Source organism: Sphingopyxis sp., assembly GCF_034380315.1.
Lineage (GTDB): Bacteria > Pseudomonadota > Alphaproteobacteria > Sphingomonadales > Sphingomonadaceae > Sphingopyxis.
Genome location: NZ_JAXMPB010000001.1, coordinates 48384 through 72531 on the forward strand (window position 1 = coordinate 48384; position 24148 = coordinate 72531).

28 protein-coding genes are annotated in these 24148 nt (G+C 64.8%); 10 read left to right on the forward strand and 18 right to left on the reverse strand.

The genetic code is table 11. The features are described 5' to 3' along the window. The first annotated feature begins 62 nt into the window (after nt 1–62). Entirely contained in the window at nt 63–152 is a 90-nt protein-coding gene (locus U0S50_RS00240) for a NepR family anti-sigma factor (protein WP_322306744.1), read from the forward strand. A gap of 18 nt (nt 153–170) precedes the next feature. Here the strand turns inward: U0S50_RS00240 and tgt are convergent, their stop codons facing one another. From tgt to U0S50_RS00255, 3 genes are all read right to left on the reverse strand, one after another. Beyond that, nucleotides 171–1295 (reverse strand): tRNA guanosine(34) transglycosylase Tgt, encoded by a 1125-nt coding sequence (gene tgt / locus U0S50_RS00245; protein WP_322306745.1) that lies wholly within the window; start codon nt 1293–1295, stop codon nt 171–173. A gap of 55 nt (nt 1296–1350) precedes the next feature. After that, nucleotides 1351–1839, reverse strand: coding sequence for a hemerythrin domain-containing protein (locus U0S50_RS00250; protein WP_322306746.1), 489 nt, complete (start codon nt 1837–1839; stop codon nt 1351–1353). A gap of 75 nt (nt 1840–1914) precedes the next feature. Continuing rightward, entirely contained in the window at nt 1915–4107 is a 2193-nt protein-coding gene (locus tag U0S50_RS00255) for an EAL domain-containing protein (RefSeq protein ID WP_322306747.1), read from the reverse strand. 142 nt (nt 4108–4249) lie between these two features. On the opposite strand from U0S50_RS00255, the gene U0S50_RS00260 reads away from it, so the two are divergent. Continuing rightward, nucleotides 4250–5002: a MerR family transcriptional regulator gene (locus U0S50_RS00260; protein WP_322306748.1), complete on the forward strand. Its 753-nt coding sequence runs from the start codon at nt 4250–4252 to the stop codon at nt 5000–5002. On the opposite strand, the gene queA is transcribed toward U0S50_RS00260, so the two are convergent. The 5 genes from queA to U0S50_RS00285 all read right to left on the reverse strand — a co-directional run bounded on the left by queA (nt 4981) and on the right by U0S50_RS00285 (nt 8562). Further along, on the reverse strand, nt 4981–6027 hold the full coding sequence (queA, locus tag U0S50_RS00265; protein WP_322306749.1) for a tRNA preQ1(34) S-adenosylmethionine ribosyltransferase-isomerase QueA: 1047 nt from the start codon (nt 6025–6027) through the stop codon (nt 4981–4983). The two genes, U0S50_RS00260 and queA, sit on opposite strands and share 22 nt — an antisense overlap. Nucleotides 6028–6064: 37 nt before the next feature. Further along, complete coding sequence (locus U0S50_RS00270) at nt 6065–6778, reverse strand: peptidylprolyl isomerase (protein WP_322306750.1); 714 nt, start codon at nt 6776–6778, stop codon at nt 6065–6067. Between the two features lie 86 nt (nt 6779–6864). Continuing rightward, nucleotides 6865–7371 (reverse strand): pantetheine-phosphate adenylyltransferase, encoded by a 507-nt coding sequence (gene coaD / locus U0S50_RS00275; protein WP_322306751.1) that lies wholly within the window; start codon nt 7369–7371, stop codon nt 6865–6867. Continuing rightward, on the reverse strand, nt 7371–8282 hold the full coding sequence (locus U0S50_RS00280) for a farnesyl diphosphate synthase (protein WP_322307261.1): 912 nt from the start codon (nt 8280–8282) through the stop codon (nt 7371–7373). Before U0S50_RS00280 ends, coaD begins: the two co-directional genes overlap by 1 nt. Nucleotides 8283–8298: 16 nt before the next feature. After that, entirely contained in the window at nt 8299–8562 is a 264-nt protein-coding gene (locus tag U0S50_RS00285) for an exodeoxyribonuclease VII small subunit (protein WP_322306752.1), read from the reverse strand. A 74-nt stretch (nt 8563–8636) separates the two neighbouring features. Here U0S50_RS00285 and U0S50_RS00290 point away from each other — a divergent pair, with 74 nt between their 5' ends. The 3 genes from U0S50_RS00290 (at nt 8637) to U0S50_RS00300 (ending at nt 12475) form a co-directional block, all read left to right on the forward strand. After that, complete coding sequence (locus U0S50_RS00290) at nt 8637–9293, forward strand: hypothetical protein (RefSeq protein WP_322306753.1); 657 nt, start codon at nt 8637–8639, stop codon at nt 9291–9293. Nucleotides 9294–9384: 91 nt separating this feature from the next. Next, a complete protein-coding gene (gene purL / locus U0S50_RS00295; protein ID WP_322306754.1) occupies nt 9385–11628 on the forward strand; it encodes a phosphoribosylformylglycinamidine synthase subunit PurL in 2244 nt (747 codons plus the stop codon). 109 nt (nt 11629–11737) lie between these two features. Then, on the forward strand, nt 11738–12475 hold the full coding sequence (locus U0S50_RS00300) for a DUF72 domain-containing protein (RefSeq protein ID WP_322306755.1): 738 nt from the start codon (nt 11738–11740) through the stop codon (nt 12473–12475). Nucleotides 12476–12481: 6 nt separating this feature from the next. Here the strand turns inward: U0S50_RS00300 and U0S50_RS00305 are convergent, their stop codons facing one another. After that, a complete protein-coding gene (locus tag U0S50_RS00305; protein ID WP_322306756.1) occupies nt 12482–12820 on the reverse strand; it encodes a helix-turn-helix domain-containing protein in 339 nt (112 codons plus the stop codon). 135 nt (nt 12821–12955) lie between these two features. On the opposite strand from U0S50_RS00305, the gene U0S50_RS00310 reads away from it, so the two are divergent. Beyond that, the gene (locus tag U0S50_RS00310; protein WP_322306757.1) at nt 12956–13603 is read left to right on the forward strand and encodes a flavodoxin family protein; all 648 of its coding nucleotides are present in this window, start codon (nt 12956–12958) and stop codon (nt 13601–13603) included. Between the two features lie 85 nt (nt 13604–13688). Here U0S50_RS00310 and U0S50_RS00315 read toward each other — a convergent pair whose 3' ends face one another. Continuing rightward, a complete protein-coding gene (locus U0S50_RS00315) occupies nt 13689–14507 on the reverse strand; it encodes a Coq4 family protein (protein WP_322306758.1) in 819 nt (272 codons plus the stop codon). Between the two features lie 112 nt (nt 14508–14619). Between U0S50_RS00315 and U0S50_RS00320 the strand changes: the two genes are divergently transcribed. Beyond that, nucleotides 14620–15294, forward strand: coding sequence for a nitroreductase family protein (locus U0S50_RS00320; protein ID WP_322306759.1), 675 nt, complete (start codon nt 14620–14622; stop codon nt 15292–15294). Nucleotides 15295–15325: 31 nt separating this feature from the next. Beyond that, on the forward strand, nt 15326–16567 hold the full coding sequence (locus tag U0S50_RS00325) for a DUF418 domain-containing protein (protein WP_322306760.1): 1242 nt from the start codon (nt 15326–15328) through the stop codon (nt 16565–16567). Here the strand turns inward: U0S50_RS00325 and U0S50_RS00330 are convergent. The 6 genes from U0S50_RS00330 to panB form a co-directional block, all read right to left on the reverse strand. After that, complete coding sequence (locus U0S50_RS00330) at nt 16561–17013, reverse strand: Hpt domain-containing protein (protein WP_322306761.1); 453 nt, start codon at nt 17011–17013, stop codon at nt 16561–16563. The genes U0S50_RS00325 and U0S50_RS00330 overlap by 7 nt on opposite strands. Nucleotides 17014–17080: 67 nt before the next feature. Continuing rightward, nucleotides 17081–17308: a sulfurtransferase TusA family protein gene (locus U0S50_RS00335; protein WP_322306762.1), complete on the reverse strand. Its 228-nt coding sequence runs from the start codon at nt 17306–17308 to the stop codon at nt 17081–17083. A 3-nt stretch (nt 17309–17311) separates the two neighbouring features. Next, nucleotides 17312–18685, reverse strand: coding sequence for a ribosome biogenesis GTPase Der (der, locus tag U0S50_RS00340; RefSeq protein ID WP_322306763.1), 1374 nt, complete (start codon nt 18683–18685; stop codon nt 17312–17314). A 44-nt stretch (nt 18686–18729) separates the two neighbouring features. After that, nucleotides 18730–20064, reverse strand: a complete 1335-nt coding sequence (locus tag U0S50_RS00345; RefSeq protein ID WP_322306764.1) for a PQQ-binding-like beta-propeller repeat protein — start codon at nt 20062–20064, stop codon at nt 18730–18732. Nucleotide 20065: 1 nt separating this feature from the next. Further along, a complete protein-coding gene (locus tag U0S50_RS00350; protein WP_322306765.1) occupies nt 20066–20839 on the reverse strand; it encodes a tetratricopeptide repeat protein in 774 nt (257 codons plus the stop codon). Between the two features lie 120 nt (nt 20840–20959). Further along, nucleotides 20960–21823 (reverse strand): 3-methyl-2-oxobutanoate hydroxymethyltransferase, encoded by an 864-nt coding sequence (panB, locus tag U0S50_RS00355; RefSeq protein ID WP_322306766.1) that lies wholly within the window; start codon nt 21821–21823, stop codon nt 20960–20962. Between the two features lie 129 nt (nt 21824–21952). On the opposite strand from panB, the gene U0S50_RS00360 reads away from it, so the two are divergent. Beyond that, nucleotides 21953–22372, forward strand: coding sequence for a hypothetical protein (locus tag U0S50_RS00360; protein ID WP_322306767.1), 420 nt, complete (start codon nt 21953–21955; stop codon nt 22370–22372). 100 nt (nt 22373–22472) lie between these two features. Then, on the forward strand, nt 22473–22703 hold the full coding sequence (locus U0S50_RS18510) for a helix-turn-helix transcriptional regulator (RefSeq protein WP_416194932.1): 231 nt from the start codon (nt 22473–22475) through the stop codon (nt 22701–22703). A 30-nt stretch (nt 22704–22733) separates the two neighbouring features. On the opposite strand, the gene U0S50_RS00370 is transcribed toward U0S50_RS18510, so the two are convergent. Next, complete coding sequence (locus U0S50_RS00370) at nt 22734–23801, reverse strand: glycerophosphodiester phosphodiesterase (protein WP_416194933.1); 1068 nt, start codon at nt 23799–23801, stop codon at nt 22734–22736. After that, entirely contained in the window at nt 23798–24148 is a 351-nt protein-coding gene (locus U0S50_RS00375; protein WP_322306769.1) for an ArsC family reductase, read from the reverse strand. The genes U0S50_RS00370 and U0S50_RS00375 overlap by 4 nt, the downstream gene beginning before the upstream one ends.

Sequence of the window (24148 nt, forward strand, 5' to 3'; positions counted from 1 at the left end):
CGTCGAAAAAAATGGCCGGGAAAGCAGGCGACGACCGGAAAGAGCAGGGAAAGGCGCGCGATGTGAACATCGCCTTGCGCCGCGCTTATGATTCCGCCGTCGACGAAAGCATTCCGCAGTCGATGCTCGACCTTCTGAACAAACTGAACTGACGCCGGTTCAAACTGAACTCAGCGGCGGTAGCGCGCCTCGAAATCGCTTTGGAACGCGGCAAAGCGGCCAGCCGCGATCGCATCGCGCATTCCCTGCATCAGATCCTGATAAAAGTGCAGATTATGCTGAGTCATCAGCATGGCGCCCAGCATCTCGCCCGACCGTACCAGATGGTGCAGATAGGCGCGCGACCAGGTGGTGCAGACGGGGCAACCGCACGCCTCGTCGAGCGGCCCCATATCCTCCGCATATTTGGCATTGCGGATGTTGATCGGACCGTTCCAGGTGAAGGCCTGACCGTTGCGCCCCGAACGGGTCGGCAGCACGCAGTCGAACATGTCGACCCCGCGCGCGACGGCGCCGACGAGATCGTCGGGCTTTCCGACCCCCATCAGATAGCGCGGCCGGTCCGCGGGCAATTGCCCCGGCGCATAGTCGAGAACGCCGAACATCGCCTCCTGCCCCTCGCCGACCGCAAGACCGCCGATCGCATAGCCGTCGAAGCCGATTTCCATCAGCGCTTCGGCCGAGCGGGCGCGCAGTTTTTCGTCGAGCGAGCCCTGCTGGATGCCGAACAGCGCGGAGCGCGCCGCATGGTCCTCGCCCGCGTCGAAGCCGGCGCGGCTGCGCGCGGCCCAGCGCATCGAGCGCTCCATGCTCGCCTCGGCTCGCTTGGCATCGACACCATTCGGCGGGCATTCGTCAAAAGCCATGACGATATCGCTGCCGAGCAGACGCTGGATTTCCATCGAGCGTTCGGGGGTCAGCATGTGGCGCGACCCGTCGAGATGGCTTTTGAACGCCACCCCTTCCTCGCTTTGCTTGGTGAGCGCCGACAGGCTCATCACCTGATAGCCGCCGCTGTCGGTCAGGATCGGGCGGTCCCAGCCCATGAAGCGATGCAGCCCGCCGAGCCGCGCCATGCGTTCGGCACCGGGGCGCAGCATCAGATGATAGGTGTTGCCGAGGATGATGTCGGCGCCGGTCTGGCGCACCTCGGCCGGGCGCATCGCCTTTACCGTCGCCGCCGTCCCCACCGGCATGAAGGCGGGGGTCCGAATGTCGCCGCGCTGCATACGGATCGTGCCGGTGCGCGCGGCGCCGTCGGTCGCGGCGATCGAAAAGGCGAATCTGTCGGTCATGGCGCGCGCCTATGGCGGGCGCAGCGCCAAAAGTCGAGGCAGCGAGGGCCCGGCGTCACTCGCGCGCGTGTTCGCTCGAAGGCTCCTCTGCCGCCGCCCGCGCCTTTTCCTTCGGCTTGGCGCGTTCGAAAATCTCGGCGAGTTCCTTTTTCCGGGCGCCGGACAGCCCCTCTGCCGCCTCGGGGAACATTTCCTCCTCCTCTTCCTCGATATGATGAAGATAGCGATCCTTCATCGTGCGAAAGCGGGTGAGCCAGCCGGTCGAGCCGAAATCCATTTCGTAAAGCTCGGTCAGCAGATCATCGATTTCCTTGTGTTCCGCGACGCTGTGCTGCGCCTCGTCGCGAAGGTCGGATCGGCCGAGCATCGCAGCATAGAGCGACATTTCCTCCGACGCCGCATGCGCCGTCACCTCGATACGGAATGTTTCGAACAGCTCGGCGCGCTCCGGGCTATCGCCCTGGGTGGCGTCGATCCGATCCAGCAGATCGCGATGGCGGTCATGATCGGCCTTGAGGCGGGCAAAGATCGGCTGCGTCGTCATGTCTGTCTCCGTTCCAAATCGTGTCGGAAGGAAAACGAATGGCCGCCCGGCAGGTTCCGGGTCGGTGGGGCCGGATCAGGCCGCCTGCCAGTCGCTGGTGCAGGTAAAGGCCGGCAAAGCGAGGGCGGGAGACAGATTCTGCCCCGCCGCCGCGATCAGATAGGGCGAAACGCGGTGGCGCGTGCACAGGCCGCCATTGCCGTCGCTGACCAGCGACTGTTCGAACTCGACCCCCTGCTGGTGCTTGCGCGAACGCCGCACGGTCGCGGTCGCAAGCTGGCCTTCGCCGAAATCGATCACGAACTGCGTCCCGACGGGAACATCGAGCAGCCCCTCGACGAAGGCGCCGGTCGCCGACAGATTCCGCATCACCACCGTATAACGGTGATTTTCGTGGATGGCGCCGACCTTGCGGAACATATGAAAACGGTCGTTGCGCTGTTTTGCGGGGCCCGCGGGCTTGATCGTCCAACTGCCCGATTCGGCATGTTGCAGCAGTTCGTCGTGCGGTACCGCCTTGCTGTACACATAGCCCTGAACATGGCTGACGTGCAGTTTGCGGATCAGGTCGAGCTGGTCGAGCGATTCGATCCCCTCTGCCGTGGTTTCCATGTCCAGCGCCTCGGCCAGCGCGACGATCGCCGCGATGATCGCGCTGTTGCGCGACCCCGCCACGGTCGCGCCGCGCACGAAGCTCTGGTCGATCTTGATCTTGTCGAAGGGGGCCGTTTGCAAATAGCCGAGCGAGGAATAGCCCGTGCCGAAATCGTCGAGCGCCAGCCGCACGCCGATCGCCTTCAGCGCCTTGAACATGTCGGCGGTTTCGTCGCTTTCGCCCAGAAACACGCTTTCGGTGATCTCCAGCTCCAGCCGTTCGGGCGGCAAGCCCGACGCCGCCAGCGCGCTCATCACGATTTTTGGCAGGTCGGCATTGGCGAACTGAATGGGTGAGACATTGACCGCGACCCGCATCGCCCCCGGCCAGCTCGCCGCGTCGGTGCAGGCACGCCGCAGCGCCCATTCGCCGAGCCCCCAGATCAGATTCGCTTCCTCGGCGATCGGGATGAACAGGGCGGGCGAAATCGGGCCGCGTTCGGGATGTTCCCAGCGCATCAGCGCCTCCATCCCCGTCACCGTGTCATTTTTCGCGTTGACGATCGGTTGATAGGTCAGCGCCATTTCGCCGCGCGCCAGCGCATCGCGCAGGTCATCCTCGAGCGCGCGGCGATCCTCCGCCGCCTGATGCAGGTCGCTGGAATAGAAACGGAACCGCCCGCGCCCCCCGCCCTTTGCGGCATAAAGGGCAAGGTCGGCGTTGCGCACCAGATCTTCGCTGCTGGTCCCGTCGAACGGGCTGATCGCCACCCCGACCGACGCCCCGATGATGCAGCGGCTGCCCTCGACCGAATAGGGCTGGGACAGGCTGGCGATGATGTCGGCGGCCATGTCGCCAAGCTGTCCCCGGTCCTCCATTTCGGGCAGGAGGATCTGGAATTCGTCGCCGCCCAGACGGCTGACCCGATCCTTGTCGCCGACGATCTTCAGCAAGCGCTGCGCCACCTGTTTCAACAGGGCGTCGCCCGCCGGATGGCCCAGCGTGTCGTTGACATGCTTGAAGCGGTCGAGGTCGAGCAGCATGATCGCGCAGCTGCGCTGTTGCCGCGCCAGCATCGCCAGCGTGGTGTCGAGCTTTTTCGAAATATGCAGGCGGTTGGCGAGGCCGGTGAGCGAGTCATAGAGCGCGAGGCGCGAGGCATCCTCGGCCGAGCGGCGCTGCGCGGTGATGTCGGCACCGCTGCCGCGATAGCCCGCGAAGCGTCCCCCCGCATCGAAAAAGGGCTGCCCCGAAACCGCCCACCACCGCTCCCCTCCATCAGCGGCGGTGCGCAGCGGCAATTCGTCGATCTTTGACTGCCGGGTCAGGAGGAACGGCAAGGTACGCTGGCGCTCGCAGCGGCTGTCGGCGGGCTGAAACAGCTCCGCAAAGGGTTTCGCCATCAGCGCGCGCGGGGTATGTCCCATCAGCCGCGCGACCGCGCCCGAAATATAGGTGATCCGCCCGGCCGCATCGGTCGACCAGAACCAGCCTTTCCCGCTTTCTTCGTAATTGCGCAGCAGCAGCATGGCTTCGCGCGTCGGCAGATTGGGCAGCTCGTCCCCTCGCGCGCGCGTCATGCGCGAACCAAGCTTTCCCAGAAAGCCCTTCGGACCTTCGGCCGCTTCCATGTCACCCCCACCCTCGCGTTCGAACCGCGCCGACATGTCCATCGCAAAAATTCTCTTGCTGACCCCACCTGACACCGCATTGCCAGCAATGGCTTGCAATTACGTAAATATGTGCGGGAAAAGGCGCTTGACCCTGACGCAGCGTGATAGCCGACACAGCCCTTCCACGATGAGGAGACGATAAGTGCGAACGGTACGTCAGTTGGCAAAGGCGGCAGGAGTGAGCGTCAGGACGCTGCATCATTATGATGCCATCGGCCTGCTCAAGCCCGGCCATATCGGTGCCAACGGCTATCGCTACTATGGCCGGGAAGAGCGTCTGCGGTTGCAGCAGATCCTCTTTTACCGCGAGCTTGGTCTGCCGTTGGCGGAGATTGGCGCGATCCTGGACGATCCCGCCTTTGACCCGCTGGTCGCGTTGCGCCAGCATCGCGCCGCGCTCGAAACGCGGATCGGCCATTATCGCGACCTCATCCTGACCATCGATCACACGATCGATTCACTCGAGAAGGATGAAGAAATGGACGACAATGATCTGTACGCCGGCATCGCCCCCGAAACGCGCGAGCGCTGGAACAGGGAAGCGGTGGAATTCTGGGGCAAGGATGCCGTCGAGGCCGCCCAGGCCCGCGCCAAGGCCCTGTCCAAGGAGCAGGTCGAGGCGCTGAAACAGGATATGGAGGCGATCCGCACCGACTTCACCCGCCTGTTCACCGAGGGCGCAGCCCCCGATTCAGCGCCCGTGCAGGCGGTGACGCACCGCCATTATCAATGGATGTCAACGAGCTGGACACCCGACGCCAAGGCCTTTGCGGCGCTCGGCCGCTATTATGTCGACAACCCCGAGTTCCGGGCCACTTACGAGCATGGCGAATTGCCGGGATGCCCCGAGTTCATCGCCGAGGCCATGGCCGTCTATGCCGAACGGTCGCTGTGATCCGGTAGCAACAGGCTGGCGTCGCCATAGCTGTAAAAGCGATAGCCCCCGGCGATCGCATGGGCATAGGCAGCCTGCATCACATCGAGCCCCATCAGCGCGCTGACCAGCATGAAGAGGGTTGAGCGCGGCAGGTGGAAATTGGTCATCAGCCCGTCGATCGCCCGAAAGCGATAGCCGGGGGTGATGAAGATCGAGGTGTCCCCGGCAAAGGGGGCGATCTTGCCATCGGCCTGCGCCGCGCTTTCGAGCAGGCGCAGGCTGGTGGTGCCGACCGCGATCACCCGCCCGCCCGCGGCGCGGACCGCGTTCAGCCGATCGGCGGTATCGGCCTCGATCCGCCCCCATTCGGCGTGCATGACATGATCGTCGGTGTCGTCGGCCTTGACCGGCAGGAAGGTGCCAGCGCCGACGTGCAGCGTCAGCGTCTCGCTGGCGATCCCCGCCGCGGCCAGCGCCGACAGCAGGTCCGGCGTGAAGTGCAGCGCCGCGGTCGGCGCGGCGACCGCGCCATCCTCGCGCGCGAACATCGTCTGATAATCGCTGCGATCTTCGGCATCGGTCGCCCGCTTGCCCGCGATATAGGGCGGCAGCGGCATCGTTCCCGCCCGTTCGAGCAGCACCTCGACCGGCTCATCCCCGGCGAAGGCAAGGATGAAGCTGCCGTCGGGCAGGCGATCTTCGGCCAGCGCGGTGACATCCGATCCGAAATCGACGGCCTCACCCACCCGCAGCCGCTTGGCGTTGCGCACGAACGCCTGCCAGCGGCGCAGGTCGATCCGCTTGTGCAGCGTCGCGCCGATCCTGGCCTCTCCCCGCCGCCCCTCGAGTTGGGCGGGGATCACCCGCGTATCGTTGAAGACCAGGCAGTCGCCGGGACGCAGCCATTGCGGCAGGTCGCGCACCCCGGCGTCGGTGATCGCACCGCCATCGACCACGAGCATCCGCGCCGCATCGCGCGGGCGCGCGGGACGCAGCGCGATGCGCTCGCTCGGCAGATCGAAATCAAAAGCATCGACGCGCATGGCGCGCCTTCCCCTTGTTGCTGAGCCCTGACCGATCCTATCGGATCGGCGCGTTGAGCTGGTCGACGCCAATGTCGGCGGCAGCCGCAGGGGCGGGCTGATCCTCGGTCAGCATCGCCGCGGGCGGCATCGGCTTGTTGTCGGCGGCGACCGCGACCTGGACCATCCGCGACATCACCGCCGGCGGTTCGCCCATGTGGATCGCATCGACATATTGCATCCCCGACACGACGCGGCCGAACACCGTGTAATTGCGATCGAGCGCGAAACGCGGCTGGAACATGATGAAGAACTGGCTGTTCGCGCTGTCCTCGCTCTGCGCGCGGGCCATCGACACGGTGCCGCGTAGATGCGGCGTCGCGTTGAATTCGGCCTTGAGGTCGGGAAGCTGCGAGCCGCCCTGCCCGGTCGCGGTCGGATCGCCCGTCTGCGCCATGAAGCCTTCGATCACGCGGTGAAACTTCACCCCGTCATAGAAACCGGCGCGCGCCAGTTCCTTGACCCGCGCCACATGATTGGGCGCGACATTGGGGTAAAGCTGGATCACCACCCGGCCGCCGGTCGAAAGGTCGAGGTTGAGCATATATTCGGGGTTGCCGATATATTGATCGGGGGTCATCGCCGGTGCGGCGGGAGCCTCGGCCACCGCGGCGGTTTCCGTATTGGCGGCGGGTGCATCCTGCGCCGTCGCGGATACCGCAAGACCCAGCGCAATGCCCGTCAGGACCAGGGGACGAAAAATGGATGTCATTCTGGATCGGCCTTTGTTTTGAAAACGGAACTGCGCCCCATCGGGCGCGACCTAGCGGGAAAAAGCTGAACGCTCAATGATTGCTGTCACCGCTCGCCCTGACGCAGCGCGCGTTCGGTGATCCGCGCCTCGACCGCATCGCGCACCGCTGGTGTCACGAACTTGTGAATTTCGCCACCAAAAATGGCGATCTCCTTGACCAGCCGCGACGCGATCGGTTGCAACCCGACATCGGCCATCAGAAAGATGGTTTCGATGCGGTCGTTGAGCTGCTGGTTCATCCCCGCCATCTGATATTCATATTCGAAGTCGGCGACCGCGCGGAGCCCGCGAACGATGACGCTTGCTCCCTCGCGCTCCGCGAAATCCATCAGGAGCGAGTTGAAGCCCACGACCTGGATGTCGCCGTCGATCGCCGCCACCTCCTGCTGCACCATGGCGATGCGTTCGTCGTCGTCGAACATCGGCGATTTGGTGATATTGGTCGTCACCCCCACCACCAGCCGATCGACCAGTTTTGCCCCGCGCCGGATGATATCCATGTGGCCAAGGGTGATCGGGTCGAAGGTGCCCGGATAGACCCCAATGCGCATTACCGGTCCCTTTCCACCACATAGCGCGCGATCGCACGCAGCAGCGCCGCCTCTTCGCCGAAGCCGGCAAGATGGGCGGTCGCCTGTTCGACCAGCGCCGTCGCCTGGTCGCGCGCGCGTTCGAGCCCCATCAGCGTCACGAACGTCGCCTTTCCGGCGGCGTCATCCTTGTGCAGCGCCTTGCCCGCCAGCGCCTCGTCGCCCTCGACATCCATGATATCGTCGGCGATCTGGAAGGCGAGCCCGATGTCGCGGGCATAGCCGCGCAGGGGCAACCGCCCCTCTGCCGGGATGCGCGCGAGGATTGCCCCCGCCTCGACCGAAAAGCCGATGAGCGCGCCGGTCTTGAGCTGTTGCAGCCGGGTGACGGTCCGCAGGTCGAAATTGGCGGTTTCGGCGGCGAGATCCATCATCTGCCCCCCAGCCATGCCCGCCGGGCCCGAAGCGCGTGCCAGTTCCTGAACCAGTTCGGCGCGGACGAAGGGATCGGCGTGGGTTGCGGGGTCGATCAGCCATTCGAAAGCGAGCGCGTGGAGCGAATCGCCCGCCAGCACAGCGGTCGCTTCGTCAAAGGCGCGATGCACCGTCGGCTTGCCGCGGCGCATGTCGTCATCGTCCATGCACGGCAGATCGTCGTGGATCAGCGAATAGACGTGCATCGCCTCCACCGCCGCGCCGACGCGCAGGCTGGGTGTCCGGTCGATGTGGAAGAGGTCGCCCGCCGCACGGACCAGCAAGGGACGCAGCCTTTTCCCGCCCGCGATCGCGGCGTGGCGCATCGCCCGATAGAGCCGTTCCCGCGGGTCGTCGGGGACGGTCAGAAGCTGTTCGAAGAGACGGTCGATGCCGTCCGCAACCTCGTCCTGCGCATCGGCGAGGATGCACGATCCGGCAGCCAGATCATCGTCCATGGATGCGGACACCGCCTCAGCCTTCGCCGAAAGGCGTGGTCCCCGCCGGCTGCCCGTCGGCGCCGAGGCTGACCTGTTCGATCCGCGCCTGCGCCGCGGCGAGGCGTGCCTCGCAATGCGTCCGCAGCGCGTGGCCGCGTTCGTAGAGCGCCACCGATTCTTCCAGGCTGACATCGCCGCTTTCGAGGCGGCGCACGATCGTTTCCAGCTCGCCCATCGCGGCTTCGAACGACAGCGACGCGATGGCCGGAGCGGTGGCGGGTTGGGGGGTGTCCGTCATACCCCCTGCTTTGGCCCTTTCGCCCCCTTGCGGTCAAGCTTGACGTCATCGGGCATGGCGATAGCATCGCGGCCATGTTCATCGGTCATTTCGCGCCCGCGCTGATCGTCGCCGCCCGGCCCAACGCCGCCGGGCTCGGCACGCTGTTCGTCGCGGCGCAGCTGGTCGATATCGGCTTTGCCGCGTTGCTGGTTCCGGGGATCGAGGCGATGCGGATCATCCCCGGCTTCACCGCGATGAACCCGATGGACCTTTACCACATGCCCTATACCCACAGCCTGCTCGGCACCTTGCTGTGGGCCGCCGGATTCGGGGCGCTGGTCTGGGGCGTGACGCGCCACCGCGCGGCGGCTGCGGGCGCCGCGCTGGTCGTGCTGTCGCACTGGTTCGTCGACCTGGCCGTCCATGCCCCCGACCTGACCCTGTTCGGAGCGCCGCCCAAGCTGGGCCTTGGCCTGTGGAACCACCCGGCGATCGCGATGCCGCTGGAATTCGCCTTCATCGGCGGCGCCCTGTTCTATTATGCGGCGCGGACCACCGCCCCGACCGGAAACCGGCGGCTGTGGTTGCTTGCCGGCCTGCTCGCCCTGGCGCAGACGATCGACTGGTTCGGACCGAAGGAAGACGCCTATTCGCTGGCCGTCCCGGCGACGATGCTTAGCGCCTACGCGCTGCTGTGCGCCGCCGCCTGGTGGGCCGGGCGCAACCGGACGCCGCGCGCCGCCGCCTGACGAGGCCGGACACCGCCCAGAGGCGGATAAATTGCCCAAAAGGGCCTCATGGGGTCTGTTCCTATCGCGCGCGCGGGGCTAAAGGCGCGCCATGACTCAGCCCGCACCCGCCATCACCGCCGAGATCGTCGCCGACCACGGCCTGTCCCCCGAAGAATATGAGCGCATCCTGTCCGCGCTCGGCCGCGAACCGAATCTGGTCGAACTCGGCATCTTCTCGGTCATGTGGTCGGAGCATTGCAGCTATAAAAGCTCGCGCATCCATTTGAAGAAGCTGCCCACCGAAGCGCCCTGGGTGATCTGCGGTCCCGGCGAGAATGCCGGGGTCATCGACATTGGCGAAGGCCCCGACGGCAAGAAGCTCGCCGCCATCTTCAAGATGGAAAGCCACAACCACCCGTCGTACATCGAACCCTATCAGGGCGCGGCCACCGGGGTCGGCGGCATTTTGCGCGACGTCTTTACGATGGGTGCACGCCCCGTCGCGAACCTCAACGCCCTGCGCTTCGGCCGCCCCGATCATCCCAAGATGCGCCACCTGATCTCGGGCGTCGTCCACGGCATCGGCGGCTATGGCAATTGCGTCGGCGTCCCGACGGTCGGCGGCGAGGTCAATTTCCACAAGGCCTATGACGGCAATATCCTGGTCAATGCGATGACCGTCGGGATCGCCGAACAGGACAAGATCTTCTATTCCGCCGCCTCCGGCGTCGGCAATCCGATCGTCTATGTGGGCTCGAAGACCGGGCGCGACGGCATTCACGGCGCGACCATGGCGTCGGCCGATTTCGGCGAGGATGCCGAAGAAAAACGCCCGACCGTCCAGGTCGGCGACCCCTTCACCGAAAAGCTGCTGATAGAGGCGTGCCTTGAACTGATGGCGTCGGACGCGATCGTCGCGATCCAGGACATGGGCGCTGCGGGCCTGACCAGCTCGTCGGTCGAAATGGCGTCGAAGGGCGGCGTCGGCATCCACCTGGTGATGGACGATGTGCCGCAGCGCGAAACCGGCATGACGGCGTATGAAATGATGCTGTCGGAAAGCCAGGAACGCATGCTGATGGTGCTGAAGCCCGGCAAGGAAGATTTCGCAAAGGCGATCTTCCACAAATGGGAGCTCGACTTTGCGGTCATCGGCACCGTCACCGACACCGGCCGGATGGTGCTGGAACATCGGGGCGAGATCGTCTGCGACATCCCGCTCGCGCCGCTTGCCGACGATGCGCCGCTCTATGACCGCCCGCATGTGCCGACGCCCAAGCAGGCCGAACTGACCGGCATCCCCGAAACCACCGACATCGCGGCGGATCTGAAAACGCTGATGGGTTCGCCCGACATCGCCAGCCGCCGCTGGATCTGGGAGCAGTATGACAGCCAGGTCGGCGCCGACACGGTACAGACCGGCGGCGACGCCGCGCTGGTCCGCATCCATGGCACCGGCCGCGCGCTCGCCATGTCGACCGACTGCACCCCGCGCTATTGCTATGCCGACCCGGTCGAGGGCGGCAAGCAAGCGGTCGCCGAAACCTGGCGCAACATCACCGCGGTCGGCGCGACCCCGCTCGCGATCACCAACTGCCTGAACTTCGCCAACCCGCAGCGGCCCGAGATCATGGGCCAGATCACCGGATGCCTCGACGGCATGGCGCAGGCGTGCCGCGCGCTCGATTATCCGATCGTGTCGGGCAATGTCAGCCTGTACAATGAATCCAAGGCCACCGGCGGCGGCAGCGCGATCCTGCCCACCCCCGCGATCGGCGGGGTCGGCGTCATCGACGATCTGACCAAGGCGGTCGGCATCGGGTTCAAGCGCACCGGTGACATCGTGCTGGCGGTCGGCGAACGCGCGGGCCACCTGGGCCAGTCGGCCTGGCTGCGCGAGATTCTGGGCCGCGAGGAAGGCCCGCCGCCGCCCGTCGACCTGAAGGCCGAAAAGCGCACCGGCGATTTCATCCGGCAGGCGATCAACGCCGGGTGGATCACCGCCTGTCACGACGTGTCGGACGGCGGCATGGCGGTGACGATCGCCGAAATGGCGCTGAAATCGGACATCGGCGTACTGGTCAGCGAAGAACAACCGTTCGGCGTCGCCGAAAGCTTCTTCGGCGAAGATCAGGGTCTTTATCTCGTCACCGTCTGTGACACCTGCCTCGCCGACTTCCTCGACGCCGCGAACCGCGCCGACGTTCCGGTCGATCCGGTGGGCCGCACGATCAAGGACCGCATCGTCTTTGAACTGCCCGACAGCGACTTTTCGGTGACGATCGCCGAACTGCGCACCGCGCACGAAGGTTTCTTTCCGACGCTGATGGGCGCTGACGCCGCGCTTGCCTAACCCGCCATTGCAGGCGTAGCGAAGCATCCGGAGCGGGGTACGCCTCTTTCCGGATGGCTTCGCCATGCTTGAATGGCGCAATGGTGATTGGCACGGAGGTGAGGCGCATATGAGCATCCATGTCGGAATCGGCGGCTGGACCTACGAACCCTGGCGCGGGACATTCTATCCCCCCAAGCACCCGCAGAAGCGCGAGCTTGAATATGCCGGGCAGCATCTGACCGGGATCGAGATCAACGGCACCTATTATGGCAGCCAGAAGCCCGAGAGCTTTGCGAACTGGGCAGCGGCGGTGCCGGACGGCTTTCGCTTCAGCGTCAAGGCGTCGCGCTTTTGCACCAACCGCAAGATACTCGCCGAGGGGGCGGCGTCGATCGAGAAATTCCTGAACCAGGGGCTGACGCGGCTGGGCGACCGGCTGGGCCCGATCCATTGGCAGTTCATGGCCACCAAGAAATTCGAACGCGACGATTTCGCCGGCTTTCTCGACCTACTGCCCGACAGCCAGGACGGTCTGCCGCTGCGCCACGCGATCGAGGTCCGGCACGAAAGCTTTCGCGATTCCGCCTTTATCGACCTGCTGCGCGAACGGAACATGGCGGTGGTCTTTGCCGACAGCGACGAATTTCCCCGTATCGACGAACAGACCGCCGACTTCACCTATGCGCGGCTGCAACGATCCCAGGAGGATGTCGCAATCGGCTATGACGCCAGGGCGCTCGACCATTGGGCGAAGCGGGCGAGAGAATGGGCGACAGGCGACCGCGACGTTTACATCTTCTTCATTGCGGGCGCGAAGGTCCGCAACCCAGCCGCCGCACAGGCGCTGATCGCGCGGCTTGCCTGACCCGTATTATCGGTCCCCGGCGGCCGGCGGTTGCAGATGATGCTTTCCCCATTCGCATAGCGGCGTCAGCGCGTCGTTGAGCGACGCGCCCAAGGGGGTGACCGAATAATCGACGCGCGGGGGAACCTGATGGAACATCTCCCGATGGACGAGGCCGTCGGCTTCCATTTCGCGCAATTGCTGGATCAGCATCTTTTCGCTGATCCCCGCGATACGGCGCCTGAGCGCGCCAAAGCGTACGGGCGCACCGTGAAGTTCCCAGAGAATCAGGGCCTTCCACTTTCCGCCGATGATCTCGAAAACCGGCCCAAGACCGTCGTTATAGGGTTGTCTGCGTGTCGTCATGCGAGCCAATTTTTACCAAAATGTATGTACCTGACAAAATAGTAGGTAGTTGATTGATAGAAAGTATCAAGCCACCCCTTCGCCATCAACCCGACGCGGCGGTCATGCCGTGTCCAACGCGAAAGGATCGCCCGCATGTCCGAAAAACTGCTTATTCTTGTCGGAAGCCCACGCCGGAACGGAAACAGCGCGACGCTGGCCGAGGCCGTCCGGCGCGGCGCCGAGGCGGCAGGCAGCGATGTCACGCTGCGGTTTCTGGACGACCATATTTCCGGGTTCCTGCGCGATTGCCGCCAATGCCGCCGTTCCGACGGCGAATGCACGATCGACGATCCCTATCGGGCGCTGTTCTTCGACGATTTCCTGCCCGCGCGCGGCGTAGTGTTCTGCTCGCCCATCTATTGGTACGGCGTGTCCGCCCAGATCAAGGCCTTCTTCGACCGCAGCTTTTGCTATTATGCGGCGTCCTATCCCGGTTCCGGGGACGCGCTCGCAGCGATGGCCGGCAAGCGGCTTGGCGTCGTACTGGCGTCGGAGGAAAGCTATCCCGGCGTCGCGCTCGGCATCGTCCACCAGATACAGGAGTTTTCCCGCTACACCGGTTCGGACTTTGTCGGCGTCGTGCGCGGAGCGGGCAACAGCCGCGGCGAAGTGCGTCGCGACCCGTCGGACCCGGTCGGCGAGGCCGAACGGCTGGGCCGCGAAATATTTGCGCGATCCTATTCGGATTATCGGTTGGAAACCCCGCGCAGTCTGCGGGTCTGGCCCGAACAGGCCGCCTGACCGCGCCGCCGGAGAGCAGGATGGCGGGGTGGAACGCGACGCCCCTGCGCCGCCGCCTTGCCGCCTTGCTCATCCTGCGGCGGCGTCAGGCCGCCTTTGCCAGTTCGCCGGTGATCTCCGCCGGTTCCGCGGCCCTTGTCCCCAGCAGGTCATAAGGATCGATGCCGTCGGCGCGCATCATCGCATGGACGCGGTGATAGGCCACCGGTTCGGTGATGCCGAGACGCCGCCGCGCGGCATCGAGCGGCTCGGCGAGCAAGGCCTCTATATCCTGATGCGCAATCTGTGCCGCGACGCGGCCGCTGCGCTGTCCTTCGCGCACGGCGGCATAAATGGGATAGCGCTTGTTCGGACCCTTGCGGATTTCACGGGCCCCGGCCCAGGCGATGAACAAGGTGCCCCAACTGGGCGTCTGGCTGTACGAAAAGGCGAGCACGCATTGTTCGCCAAGCGCATCGCGGCCATAGCCGGTGAGGATGTGGAACAGGTCATGCGTATCGCGCAGCCGGTCGGAATAAAGTTCGAGCATGTCGTCAAAGCGCTGATCTTCGCGGCGGAACTTGTCGAATTCGTCGACCAGCCCCTGCGCGGTCAGCCCTTCGCGTTCCATGAAATCGACATAGGTACGCCCGACGCTGCCCTCCGGCAGTTTGCGCAGGCGGGCGTGGTCGTCGAGCAGGCCGGGCAGATACTGGCGATCGGCCAGTTGCCGGCGCCCGGCCGGGGTCGCAAAAAAGGCGGCGGCCGACCGGTCGAAGCGCTTGTCGCGCAAGGCTTCGATAATGTGGAACACCTGTTCGGTATCTTCCTTGTCCGCGATCAATTTTCGAAAATGGCGCCACGCCTTGAGGGGACGAAAGCCGGCATCGGTACGGTCGGGATGCGAAAGGGGGATCATGGTCATGGCGAATCTCTGATACCTGTTCTGCGAGAGCGTCGAATATCATTACTAACATAAATGTCAATAGAAGATGAGCGGGGTGGTACTGGCGCTATCCCGGCGCTAGTCTTTTGCCATGCAGCCACATCCCACCATCCCCTATACCGCCCTTCCCGCCATGACCGATGCCGAGCGCATCGCCGCGGCCGAAGCCTTTCGCGACCATGTCGCCGGACGCCGCACGTGCCGCATGTTCGCCGATACGCCGGTCCCCCGCGCGGTGATCGAGGCGGCGATCGCCGCCGCAGGCACCGCGCCGAGCGGCGCCAACCATCAGCCCTGGCATTTCGCGGCGATCGGTTCGGCGGACATCAAGCATCGCATCCGGGAGGCGGCGGAAGAGGAAGAGCGCGCCTTTTACGCCAGCCGGGCGGGTGAGGAATGGCTGGACGCGCTGGCGCCGCTGGGCACCGATGCCGACAAGGATTTCCTGGACATCGCCCCGTGGCTGATCGTCGTGTTCGGACAGCGCCGCGGCGGCATCGACCCCGGCGAAGCGCGGCAGAATTACTATGTCACCGAAAGCGTCGGCATCGCGTGCGGACTGTTGTTGACCGCGCTGCACCGCGCGGGCCTGGCCACGCTGACCCATACGCCGTCACCGATGGGCTTCTTGCGCGACATCTGCGGCCGCCCCGCCGATGAAAAGCCGGTGATGCTGATCGTCGCGGGCCACCCCGCCGCCGACGCGACCGTGCCCGTCCACGCCACGCGGAAAAAACCGCTCGACCAGATCTCGTCCTGGCTGTAGCGCCCGCGCGATACAGCTAGAGAACAGAAATATGACGATAAAATCTGCCGCGCCGCGCATCGTGGCACTCGACGCGCTGCGCGGTTTTGCGGTGATGGGCATTTTGGCGATGAACATCATCGGCTTTGCCATGCCGCAAGCCGCCTATGTCACCCCGCGCGCCTATGGCGGCGAGACGACCACCGATCTGATCGCCTGGGCGCTCGCCTTCCTGCTCGTCGACGGCAAGATGCGCGGCCTTTTCTCGATCCTGTTCGGGGCCAGCCTGTTGCTGATCACCGACCGCGCCGACGCGGCCGGACAGAGCGCCGCCTCTGTCCATTATCGCCGCATGGCCTGGCTCGCGCTGTTCGGCCTGTGCCACTTCTTTTTCATCTGGTGGGGCGACATATTGTTCCTTTATGCCGCAGTCGGGTCGGTGGCCTTTCTGTTCCGCGGCTGGACGCCGGGACGGCTGATCCGCTGGGCCATCGGGCTTTATGCGGCAGGAACGCTGATCCTGACGCTGTTGATGGGGACCGACATCGCGACGGTGCGCGCAGGCGAAGCCCCCGGCGCGTCCGCCGCGGCGGCACAGGCCGCCGAAGAGCTGCGCAGCGAATATGCACTCACCGATGACGACATCGCCGAAGAAATCGAATTTTATCGCAGCGACTATCCGACAATCGTGATGGGCCAGCTTGAAACGCCCGACGCCCCCTTTGTCGCGGTGGCATGGAGTTTTCTGGAGACGCTGCCGCTGATGATGCTGGGCATGGCGCTGCTGCGAAACGGGTTTCTGACCGGCGGCTGGAGCAGCCGCGCCTATCGGCGCACGCTGATCGCCTTTCTGGTGCCGGGATTGCTGCTGACGCTGCCGCTGATCTGGGTGCAGTGGCGTAGCGGGTTCGATGACATCATAACCCATAACGCCTTTGTCGCATGGGGTTTGCCGGGCCGCCTGATCATGACGATCGGCTATGCCGCACTGTTGATGCTGGTCATCCGCCGTTTCAGCGGCGGCGCCCTTATGGCGCGCGTCGCGGCCGCGGGACGGATGGCCTTTACCAACTATCTGGGCACCAGCATCCTGATGACCTTCATCTTCTATGGCTATGGGCTGGGCCTGTTCGGCGCGATCGACCGTGCGCCGCTCTATCTGTTCGTGGCGGGAGCATGGGTGCTGATGCTGCTGTGGTCAAAGCCGTGGCTTGACCGCTTTCGCTTTGGCCCGATGGAGTGGCTGTGGCGCAGCCTGGCGCGCGGCGCGATACAGCCGCTGCGCCGTCAATAGCTGGCGGCGCGACCGAAACTGACGGGGCGACGCTGAACCAGCGGATTGGCCTCGCGCTCCAGCGCGCCCAGCGTTTCCTCGAACAGCGGGCGCAGGTTGACGACGCGCGGCAGATATTCGTCGGGGCTGATGCGGCTTTCGACGCAGGACCGTGCGAACATCTCGATATCCTCGGCCAGCGCGCCCAGACGTTCGGCACCGAACTGGCGCGCCTCGCTCTTGAGCGTGTGGGCGGGCATTACGAGACCACGGGCATCGCGGGCGCGCATCGCTTCTTCGATCGCGGCGACCGACTTGATTCCATCTTCGCGGAAATAGCCCAATATTCGCACGAACGCGGCGCCTAGCTGAGCCCGCGTGGCGCGAAATTCGTCCCAATCGACCAGGATTTCGTCCACTGTTCCGTCCCTTGGTATCAAATCGATCGGTGGTCCCGACGGTTTCATGCCCTGAAGTCGGTTAAGGGGAGGTTACTTCGTCGCGCCGCCCGGCAGGAAAATGCTTCAATATGGGTCAATCGCGGCGGACACGCCAACACGGTTCATCCAAACCGGCGACATCGACCGGTTCGACGCACCAACCATGTTCGGCGGCCAGCGCCGCCACCTCCGCCCCGGCACGCGGATCATCGGCAACAAGGGTGACGTCGCGAAATTCACGCATGGCGCGGGCCAGACGCACCGCTGGCCAGGGGCAGCGCATACCGCGCGCGTCGACGAGAGCCGGGGCGCCCGCCGTCACGGCCTATCCATCATAGGGATTGCGCGTGTTACGGAAATTGATGCGAATCGGGACGCCCTGGAATCCCAGCTCCTTGCGCATGCCGTTGACCAGATAGCGGTGATAGCTCGCCGGCAGGGCGTCGGTGCGGCTGCCGAAAATCACGAAGGTCGGCGGACGGGTGCGCGCCTGGGTCATGTAACGCAGCTTGATCCGCTTGCCGCCCGGCGCCGGCGGCGGGTTCGCATCGACCGCGCGTTCGAACCAGCGGTTGAGCTTTGCCGTCGAGACGCGGCTGGTCCAAATCTCGCGCTGTTCGAACGCGACGCGCACCAGCGTATCGATGCCCTTGCCCGTCGCGCCCGAAATGCTGAGCAGCGGCACGCCCTTGATCTGGCTGAGCCCGTCATCGAGCGCGGCGCGCACCCCGTTGAACAGCGACGAGGGATCCTCGGCAACGTCCCATTTGTTGAGCGCGACGATCAGCGCGCGCCCCTCTTCGAGGACGCGGTCGGCGATGCGCAGATCCTGCGCCTCCAGCCCCTTGGTCGCATCGAGCAGCAGCACGACAACTTCGGCGAAATCGACCGCGTGCAGCGCGTCGGCGACCGACAGTTTTTCCAGCTTGTCCTGCACCTTGGCGCGCTTGCGCATTCCCGCCGTGTCGAAAAGCTGGATCGGATGAACCTCTCCTTCCCTTTCCCATTGCCAGTCGACGCGGATCGAATCGCGCGTAATCCCGGCCTCGGGTCCGGTAATCAAGCGGTCCTCACCGATCATGCGGTTGATCAGCGTCGATTTTCCGGCGTTGGGGCGCCCGACGATGGCGAGTTTCAGCGGGCCGAGCGGCGCATCCTCTTCATCGCCCGAAGCCGCCGCTTCCTCTGCATCCATAAAGGGTTCGACCACCGGACGCAGCGCATCGAACAGGTCGACCAACCCCTCGCCATGTTCGGCGCTGAGCGCGATCGGGTTTTCAAAACCGAGCGCATAGGCCTCCATCAGCCCGGCCTCGCCCAGCTTTCCCTCGGCCTTGTTCGCGCAGAGGATGATCGGCGTATCCTCGCTCCTGAGCCAGCGGGCGATTTCTTCGTCGAGCGGCGTCACCCCGGCGCGCGCGTCGATCAGGAACAGGGCGGCATCGGCCTCGCGCACCGCCTTTTCGGTCTGCACGCGCATCCGTCCGGGCAGGGTCGCGGCGTCCTGATCCTCGAAACCCGCGGTATCGACGATCCGGAAATTGAGCCCCAGCAACTGTCCGTCACCCTCGCGCCGGTCGCGCGTCACCCCTGGCTGGTCATCGACCAGCGCCAGCCGCTTGCCGACCAGCCGGTTGAACAGTGTCGACTTGCCGACATTGGGACGGCCGACAATGGCGATCGTCGCGGATCGCGCCATGCGTTTATCCTATCTTTCCGCGGAGCCAGCGGCCCCGCACCCCATTAACGCCAGGCGGTGATGCGCCCGTCATCCGCCAGAATATAGAGGATGTTGTTCGCCACGATCGGCGGCTGCGACAACGACGTCTTGAATTCGGTCGTCGCCAGCGTCGAGCCGTCGGTCGGCGAAAATTCGACGAGCTGCCCTTCGCTGTTCACTGCGATCAGGCGTCCGCCAGCCAGAATCGGCCCGGTCCAGCGGATCGGATCCTTTTTCTTCTTGTCGGTTTCGACGCGGAAGCGCGCGAGCTGTTGCAGCCAGCGGACCTTTCCGGTCGAGCGCGACACGCACAGAAGCTTGCCATCGTCGGTCATCGCATAGACCCATTCGCCCGCCACATAGGGGGTCGAAATGCCCGCAATCGAAATTTCCCAGATGCGCTGGCCGGTGACGAGTTCATAGCTCGCCATGCGACCGCCCTGCCCAAGCGCGAAAACGCGGCCGCGATCGATGACCGGATCGGCATCGACGTCGGTCAGCGTCGAAACCGACAGGGCCATCGAGGTACGCGCCAGCGCGTCTTCCCAAAGGTCGCGGCCGTTTTCGTAGCGATAGGCCTGTACCTCGCCCGACGAATAGCCCGCGACGATCGTGCTCTGTCCGGCCGCGGGCGACGCCGCGCCGAACACGCTGCCGGGTTCGAGCGAAGCCGTCGCCTGCCACTGGACCGCGCCGTCCGACGCATTGAGCGCGAACAGCTGGTTATCCTGCGTCACGACATAGACGGCGCCATAGGCGACCGTCGGCGCACCGCGCAGCAGTCCGGCGGGCTTCGCCTTCCAGATGACCGATCCGTCGGCGACGTTGAGCGCCGCGACATCGCCCGCGCCGCTGGTCGCATAGACGACATTGCCTTCGACGCCGGTCCCGCCGCCAAACAGCGAATTCTGGTAATCCTTGCCCGTGCTGCCGATCGAGACGCTCCAGAGCTTTGCCCCGGTGTCGGCGGCAAAGGCCGTGACCACGGCGTCGGTATCGACCACGAACAGCCGGTTGTCGGCGACCACCGGTGCCGCCGCGAGGCGCTGTTTCTTCGTATTGCCGGCCACATCGGCCTGCCAGATCTGGGCCCGCGATGCCGCAAGCGCCGGATGCCCCATCGATTTCTGCGCATTGCCGCCCGATTGGGCCCACGCCGCATTGATCATGGGGTCGGGCAGGACGACCGCGACCGATTCCGTCGCGGGATCGACCTTCACGCTGTTGTCGTTCGACAGGATCGACACGCGTTCGCCGACCGTCGGCGTGCGCGGCCCGCCGTCGCCTTTCAGCGCGCCGCAGCCCGCCAGCGGAAGGGCCAGCAGCGCAGCGTAATATCCATAACGCCTTTTCAGCATATTATTTCTTTTCCTCAGTCTTGGTGACTGCCGCTGCGCCCGATGCGGTCCCGTCGGTTTTCGTTTTCGTTCCGTCGTCGGCCGCACCATCGGGAACAGCATCGACGCCCAGCATTCCCGCCATCTGTACCGTGCGCGATTGCAGCGACTTCGGGACGTCGGGAAGCTTGGCGATACGGCCGTAAAGCGCGCCCGCCTTGTCATATTGGCCCAAACGGTAATGCGCGATCGCCGTCAGTTCGGCGGCGCTGGCGAACCAGCTCGATTGCGGATCCTTTGCATCGACGATGGGCTTCATCCGCGCGATGACCTGATCGGGTTTCAGCGTGTCAAATTCGAACGCCGTCTGGCGGATCAGCGCCATGTCGCGCAGCGTCGGATCAAGCTTGGTATCGGCGGCGGCCTGGGCCATCAACGCCGCTGCTGCCTTGAGATCGCCGCCCTGCGCCTTAATATTCGCCTGCTGGATCAGGGCTGCCGCCCGATAGGCGGGATCGCCCGCCGCTTCGATCTTTTTCAGCGCTTCGTTGGCGGCGGCAGGCTGTCCCGCCGTCACCTTTTCAAAGGCCGCGACCAATTCCTCGGCGCGTTCGCCGCGCGCGACGTCCTGGCTGTGATTCCAATAGAGATAGCCACCGAAAGCGAGCAGTCCGCCCGCGACCCCGCCGATGATCCAGCGACCATAGCGCCGCATGACGCTGTCGAGCTGGTCCTTGCGGACCGCCTCGTCAACTTCCTGCAACAGCGCGGCATTGTTCGTCGGGCTCAGCGCCAATCAAACCTCCATTATCTCGTTTGCGGCTCTGGCCACAGGGCCCCACCGGTCGTTTCCTTAGCGACGGCGCCAGCAAAGGCCAAGCGTTTCGCACGTCGGGGCGGCGAGCGGCCGACGGCGTCAGCCAGCGTAGGTCTGATCCTCTGTCGGGAATGAACGGGACCTGACTTCGTCGGCATATTCCTTGACCGCGCCGTTCACCACGCCGGCCATGTCCTGGTAGCGTTTCACGAACTTGGGAACCCGTTCGAACATGCCCAGCATGTCGTCGGTGACAAGCACCTGTCCATCGCAGCGCGCCGAGGCCCCGATGCCGATCGTCGGGCAATCGACCTTTTCGGTGATCTCGATCGCGATCGATTCGAGCACGCCCTCGATCACGATCGAAAACGCGCCGGCCTGCGCCACCGCGACCGCATCCTCGACGATCGAGCGCGCCTCTTCCTCGCTCTTGCCGCGCACGCCATAGCCGCCGAGGATATTGACCGCCTGCGGGGTCAGGCCGACATGACCCATTACCGGAATTCCGCGCTGGGTCAGGAATTCGATCGTCGGGGCCAGCACCTTGCCGCCTTCGACCTTGACCGCCGCGGCGCCCGTTTCCTTGAGCAGGCGCGCGGCGTTGTTGAAGGCCTGTTCGGGGCTCCCTTCATAGCTGCCGAAGGGCATGTCGACGATGACCGCCGCATGATAGCTGCCGCGCACCACCGCGGCACCGTGCAGCGCCATCATGTCCATCGTCACCCCGACGGTGTGCGGCAGACCGTAAATCACCTGCGCCAGCGAATCGCCGACCAGCAGCATGTCGCAATGCGGGTCCAGCAATTGCGCCATGCGGACCGTATAGGCGGTCAGCATCACCAGCGGCTCGCCGCCCTTGCGCTGGCGGATACGCGGCACCGTCAAGCGCTTCATCGGCTGCGGCGTCGGATTGGCGCGGCTGGTGGAGGTGTCGAGGGTGAGCGTTTTCGGGAGCGTGGACATGGGCAGGCGGCTTAGCCCTTTATGTTGCGCTGCGAAAGCGACAAAGCCGCACCGCGTTACCCTTTCTTGACTTCATGTTAAAAATATATAACATTAAGTTTGAAATTTTTGGCAATGGAGTCGGAAAGCATGTCATTTCGGGAGAAGATTCACTGGGTCGCACTGGTCACGATGATTCTGGCCTTCGGCTGGTATTTCCTTGCCTATCCCTGGCGCATGGCGAACAGCCCGGCGGGCATCTGGGCATCGGCGGGAATGCTCATTCCTGCAACGATCGCGATCATCGTCGTGATGACGATCGCGTCGGCATGGATGGCGGTCCGCGCGCCGGGCGAAGCCAATCTGAAAGAGGATGAACGCGACCGCCAGATCCACGTACGCGGCACGCATTATGCCTATTATCCGCTCGTCATCGGGGTATGGGCGAACATCTTCGCGCTGCTGTGGGGTGTCTACCCTGCCGTGCAGCTCAACCTGATGCTGGTCACGGTCGTACTTGCCGAACTCGCGCGCATCGGCACCCAGCTTTACCTCTATCGGAGGAACTGAGCATGATGCCACTCGAACGAACCGCGCACCGTCTCTGCCCTCCAGGCGACGGGAACGGCGAAGGCCTGGATCGTACCCACCCGCGATCGGGAAGGTTCGCATGACCAGGCTTCCGTTCACCAACGATATCCGCACGCTGCGCTTCCTTGCTGGCGAGATGACGCAGGGCGAGCTCGGCGACCGCGTCGGGGTGACGCGCCAGACGATCGCCGCAATCGAACAGGGCAAATATTCGCCCTCGCTCGAGGTCGCCTTTCGCATCGCGCATGTCTTCGGAAAGTCGCTGGAAGATGTATTTCAGTGGCAGGCAGAAGGCGCGCAAGAAGGATAGGAAGCGGCCCGCGAGGCGTGGCCGGGAACGTCAGCGCGGCCCGCGCGCCTCCACCGCCTCGCGCACATTGTCACTGAACAAGCCGTCGATGCCGGTGGCCAGATAGGCGCGAATCTCGGCCGCCAGGTCGCCGTGCCCGGCCGGGTTCAGGCTGCCCTTGCCCGCCAGCGGCAGGAAATAATTTTCGCGGCGAAAGGTCCAGGGATGCACCTTGAGCCCCGCAGCATGAGCGTCGCGCACCAGCGTCGTCGGCTCGGCCAGCGTACCGAGCGCGCCGCGCGGAATGATCATCGCCTTGTTGGGACCGATGCCGTCGGCATAGGCCGCCACCGATTTGAGCCCATCGGGTGACGCCATGGCGGCATAGCTGGTCCCGGGCAGATCGGCCGGGCCGCCTTCCCCGTCCATCAACTGGATCAGCGGCAAGTCGCTTTTGGCGCGCAAGGCTTTCAGATTGCCGACCTCGAAGCTCTGGATAAACACCGGCGCCTGGCGCCCGCGATAGCCGAAGCGGGCGAGCGCTTCCAATAGCGGCGCTTCGTGCGACAAGCCGATCGCGGCGAAATAGGCAGGATGCTTGGTTTCGGGATAAACGCCGATCGGTGCCACCCGCCCCCGGTTCGCCGAAGCCAGCAATTCCAGTATCTCGTCAAAAGTCGGCACCGGATAGCGGCCGTCATGCGCGGTGCCGCGCAACTGCGGCAAGCGTTCGCGCGCGCGCAGGGTCTTGAGTTCGGCCAGCGTAAAATCCTCGGTAAACCACCCCGTCACCGTTTGGCCGTCGATCGTCTTGCTTGTCTTTCGGACCGCGAATTCGGGACGATCCGCAACGTCCGTCGTCTCCGATATCTCATTCTCGTGCCGCGCGACGAGAACCCCGTCGCGGGTCAGCACCAAGTCGGGTTCGATATAATCGGCACCCTGTTCGATCGCGAGGGCATAGCTGGCCAGCGTATGTTCGGGCCGCTCGCCCGATGCACCGCGATGCGCGATGATGATCGGCGCGGCGCCGTCGAGCGTGGGCTGCATCACCCGTTCGTCAGCCGCGCAGCCGCCGGCGAGCGCCAGCATCAGCAAGGCCGCGACCGATCGTTTCATGCCGCAAAGCGCGTCTGCCAGTCATCGGCCGAAAACCCCACGCTGACACCCGCAGCCGATTCGGCGACCGGCCGCCGAATCATCGCCGGCTGGTCGAGCATAAGCGCCTTTGCCGACGCGGCGTCGAGCCCCTGCTTCTGATCGTCGGGAAGCTTGCGGAACGTCGTCCCGTTCCGATTCAGCAGCTTTTCCCATCCGATGGCGTCGATCCACCCTTGCAACAGCGCAGGATCGAGTCCGTCCTTGCGGAAATCGTGAAAGCGATACGCCACGCTGGCATCGTCGAGCCAGCGCCGTGCCTTTTTCACCGTGTCGCAGTTGGGAATGCCATAGATTGTCAGTGCCAT

Coding starts and splice junctions, on each gene's coding strand:
- U0S50_RS18510 (WP_416194932.1), top strand. CDS start 22,473: ATGACCAGGCTTCCGTTCACCAACGATATCCGCACGCTGCGCTTCCTT.
- tgt (WP_322306745.1), bottom strand. CDS start 1,295: ATGACCGACAGATTCGCCTTTTCGATCGCCGCGACCGACGGCGCCGCG.
- U0S50_RS00250 (WP_322306746.1), bottom strand. CDS start 1,839: ATGACGACGCAGCCGATCTTTGCCCGCCTCAAGGCCGATCATGACCGC.
- U0S50_RS00345 (WP_322306764.1), bottom strand. CDS start 20,064: ATGCTGAAAAGGCGTTATGGATATTACGCTGCGCTGCTGGCCCTTCCG.
- U0S50_RS00270 (WP_322306750.1), bottom strand. CDS start 6,778: ATGACATCCATTTTTCGTCCCCTGGTCCTGACGGGCATTGCGCTGGGT.
- U0S50_RS00310 (WP_322306757.1), top strand. CDS start 12,956: ATGTCCGAAAAACTGCTTATTCTTGTCGGAAGCCCACGCCGGAACGGA.
- der (WP_322306763.1), bottom strand. CDS start 18,685: ATGGCGCGATCCGCGACGATCGCCATTGTCGGCCGTCCCAATGTCGGC.
- U0S50_RS00280 (WP_322307261.1), bottom strand. CDS start 8,282: ATGGACGATGATCTGGCTGCCGGATCGTGCATCCTCGCCGATGCGCAG.
- U0S50_RS00325 (WP_322306760.1), top strand. CDS start 15,326: ATGACGATAAAATCTGCCGCGCCGCGCATCGTGGCACTCGACGCGCTG.
- U0S50_RS00255 (WP_322306747.1), bottom strand. CDS start 4,107: ATGGACATGTCGGCGCGGTTCGAACGCGAGGGTGGGGGTGACATGGAA.
- purL (WP_322306754.1), top strand. CDS start 9,385: ATGACTCAGCCCGCACCCGCCATCACCGCCGAGATCGTCGCCGACCAC.
- U0S50_RS00315 (WP_322306758.1), bottom strand. CDS start 14,507: ATGACCATGATCCCCCTTTCGCATCCCGACCGTACCGATGCCGGCTTT.
- U0S50_RS00285 (WP_322306752.1), bottom strand. CDS start 8,562: ATGACGGACACCCCCCAACCCGCCACCGCTCCGGCCATCGCGTCGCTG.
- panB (WP_322306766.1), bottom strand. CDS start 21,823: ATGTCCACGCTCCCGAAAACGCTCACCCTCGACACCTCCACCAGCCGC.
- U0S50_RS00290 (WP_322306753.1), top strand. CDS start 8,637: ATGTTCATCGGTCATTTCGCGCCCGCGCTGATCGTCGCCGCCCGGCCC.
- U0S50_RS00330 (WP_322306761.1), bottom strand. CDS start 17,013: ATGAAACCGTCGGGACCACCGATCGATTTGATACCAAGGGACGGAACA.
- U0S50_RS00360 (WP_322306767.1), top strand. CDS start 21,953: ATGTCATTTCGGGAGAAGATTCACTGGGTCGCACTGGTCACGATGATT.
- U0S50_RS00320 (WP_322306759.1), top strand. CDS start 14,620: ATGCAGCCACATCCCACCATCCCCTATACCGCCCTTCCCGCCATGACC.
- U0S50_RS00300 (WP_322306755.1), top strand. CDS start 11,738: ATGAGCATCCATGTCGGAATCGGCGGCTGGACCTACGAACCCTGGCGC.
- queA (WP_322306749.1), bottom strand. CDS start 6,027: ATGCGCGTCGATGCTTTTGATTTCGATCTGCCGAGCGAGCGCATCGCG.
- U0S50_RS00370 (WP_416194933.1), bottom strand. CDS start 23,801: ATGAAACGATCGGTCGCGGCCTTGCTGATGCTGGCGCTCGCCGGCGGC.
- coaD (WP_322306751.1), bottom strand. CDS start 7,371: ATGCGCATTGGGGTCTATCCGGGCACCTTCGACCCGATCACCCTTGGC.
- U0S50_RS00305 (WP_322306756.1), bottom strand. CDS start 12,820: ATGACGACACGCAGACAACCCTATAACGACGGTCTTGGGCCGGTTTTC.
- U0S50_RS00375 (WP_322306769.1), bottom strand. CDS start 24,148: ATGGCACTGACAATCTATGGCATTCCCAACTGCGACACGGTGAAAAAG.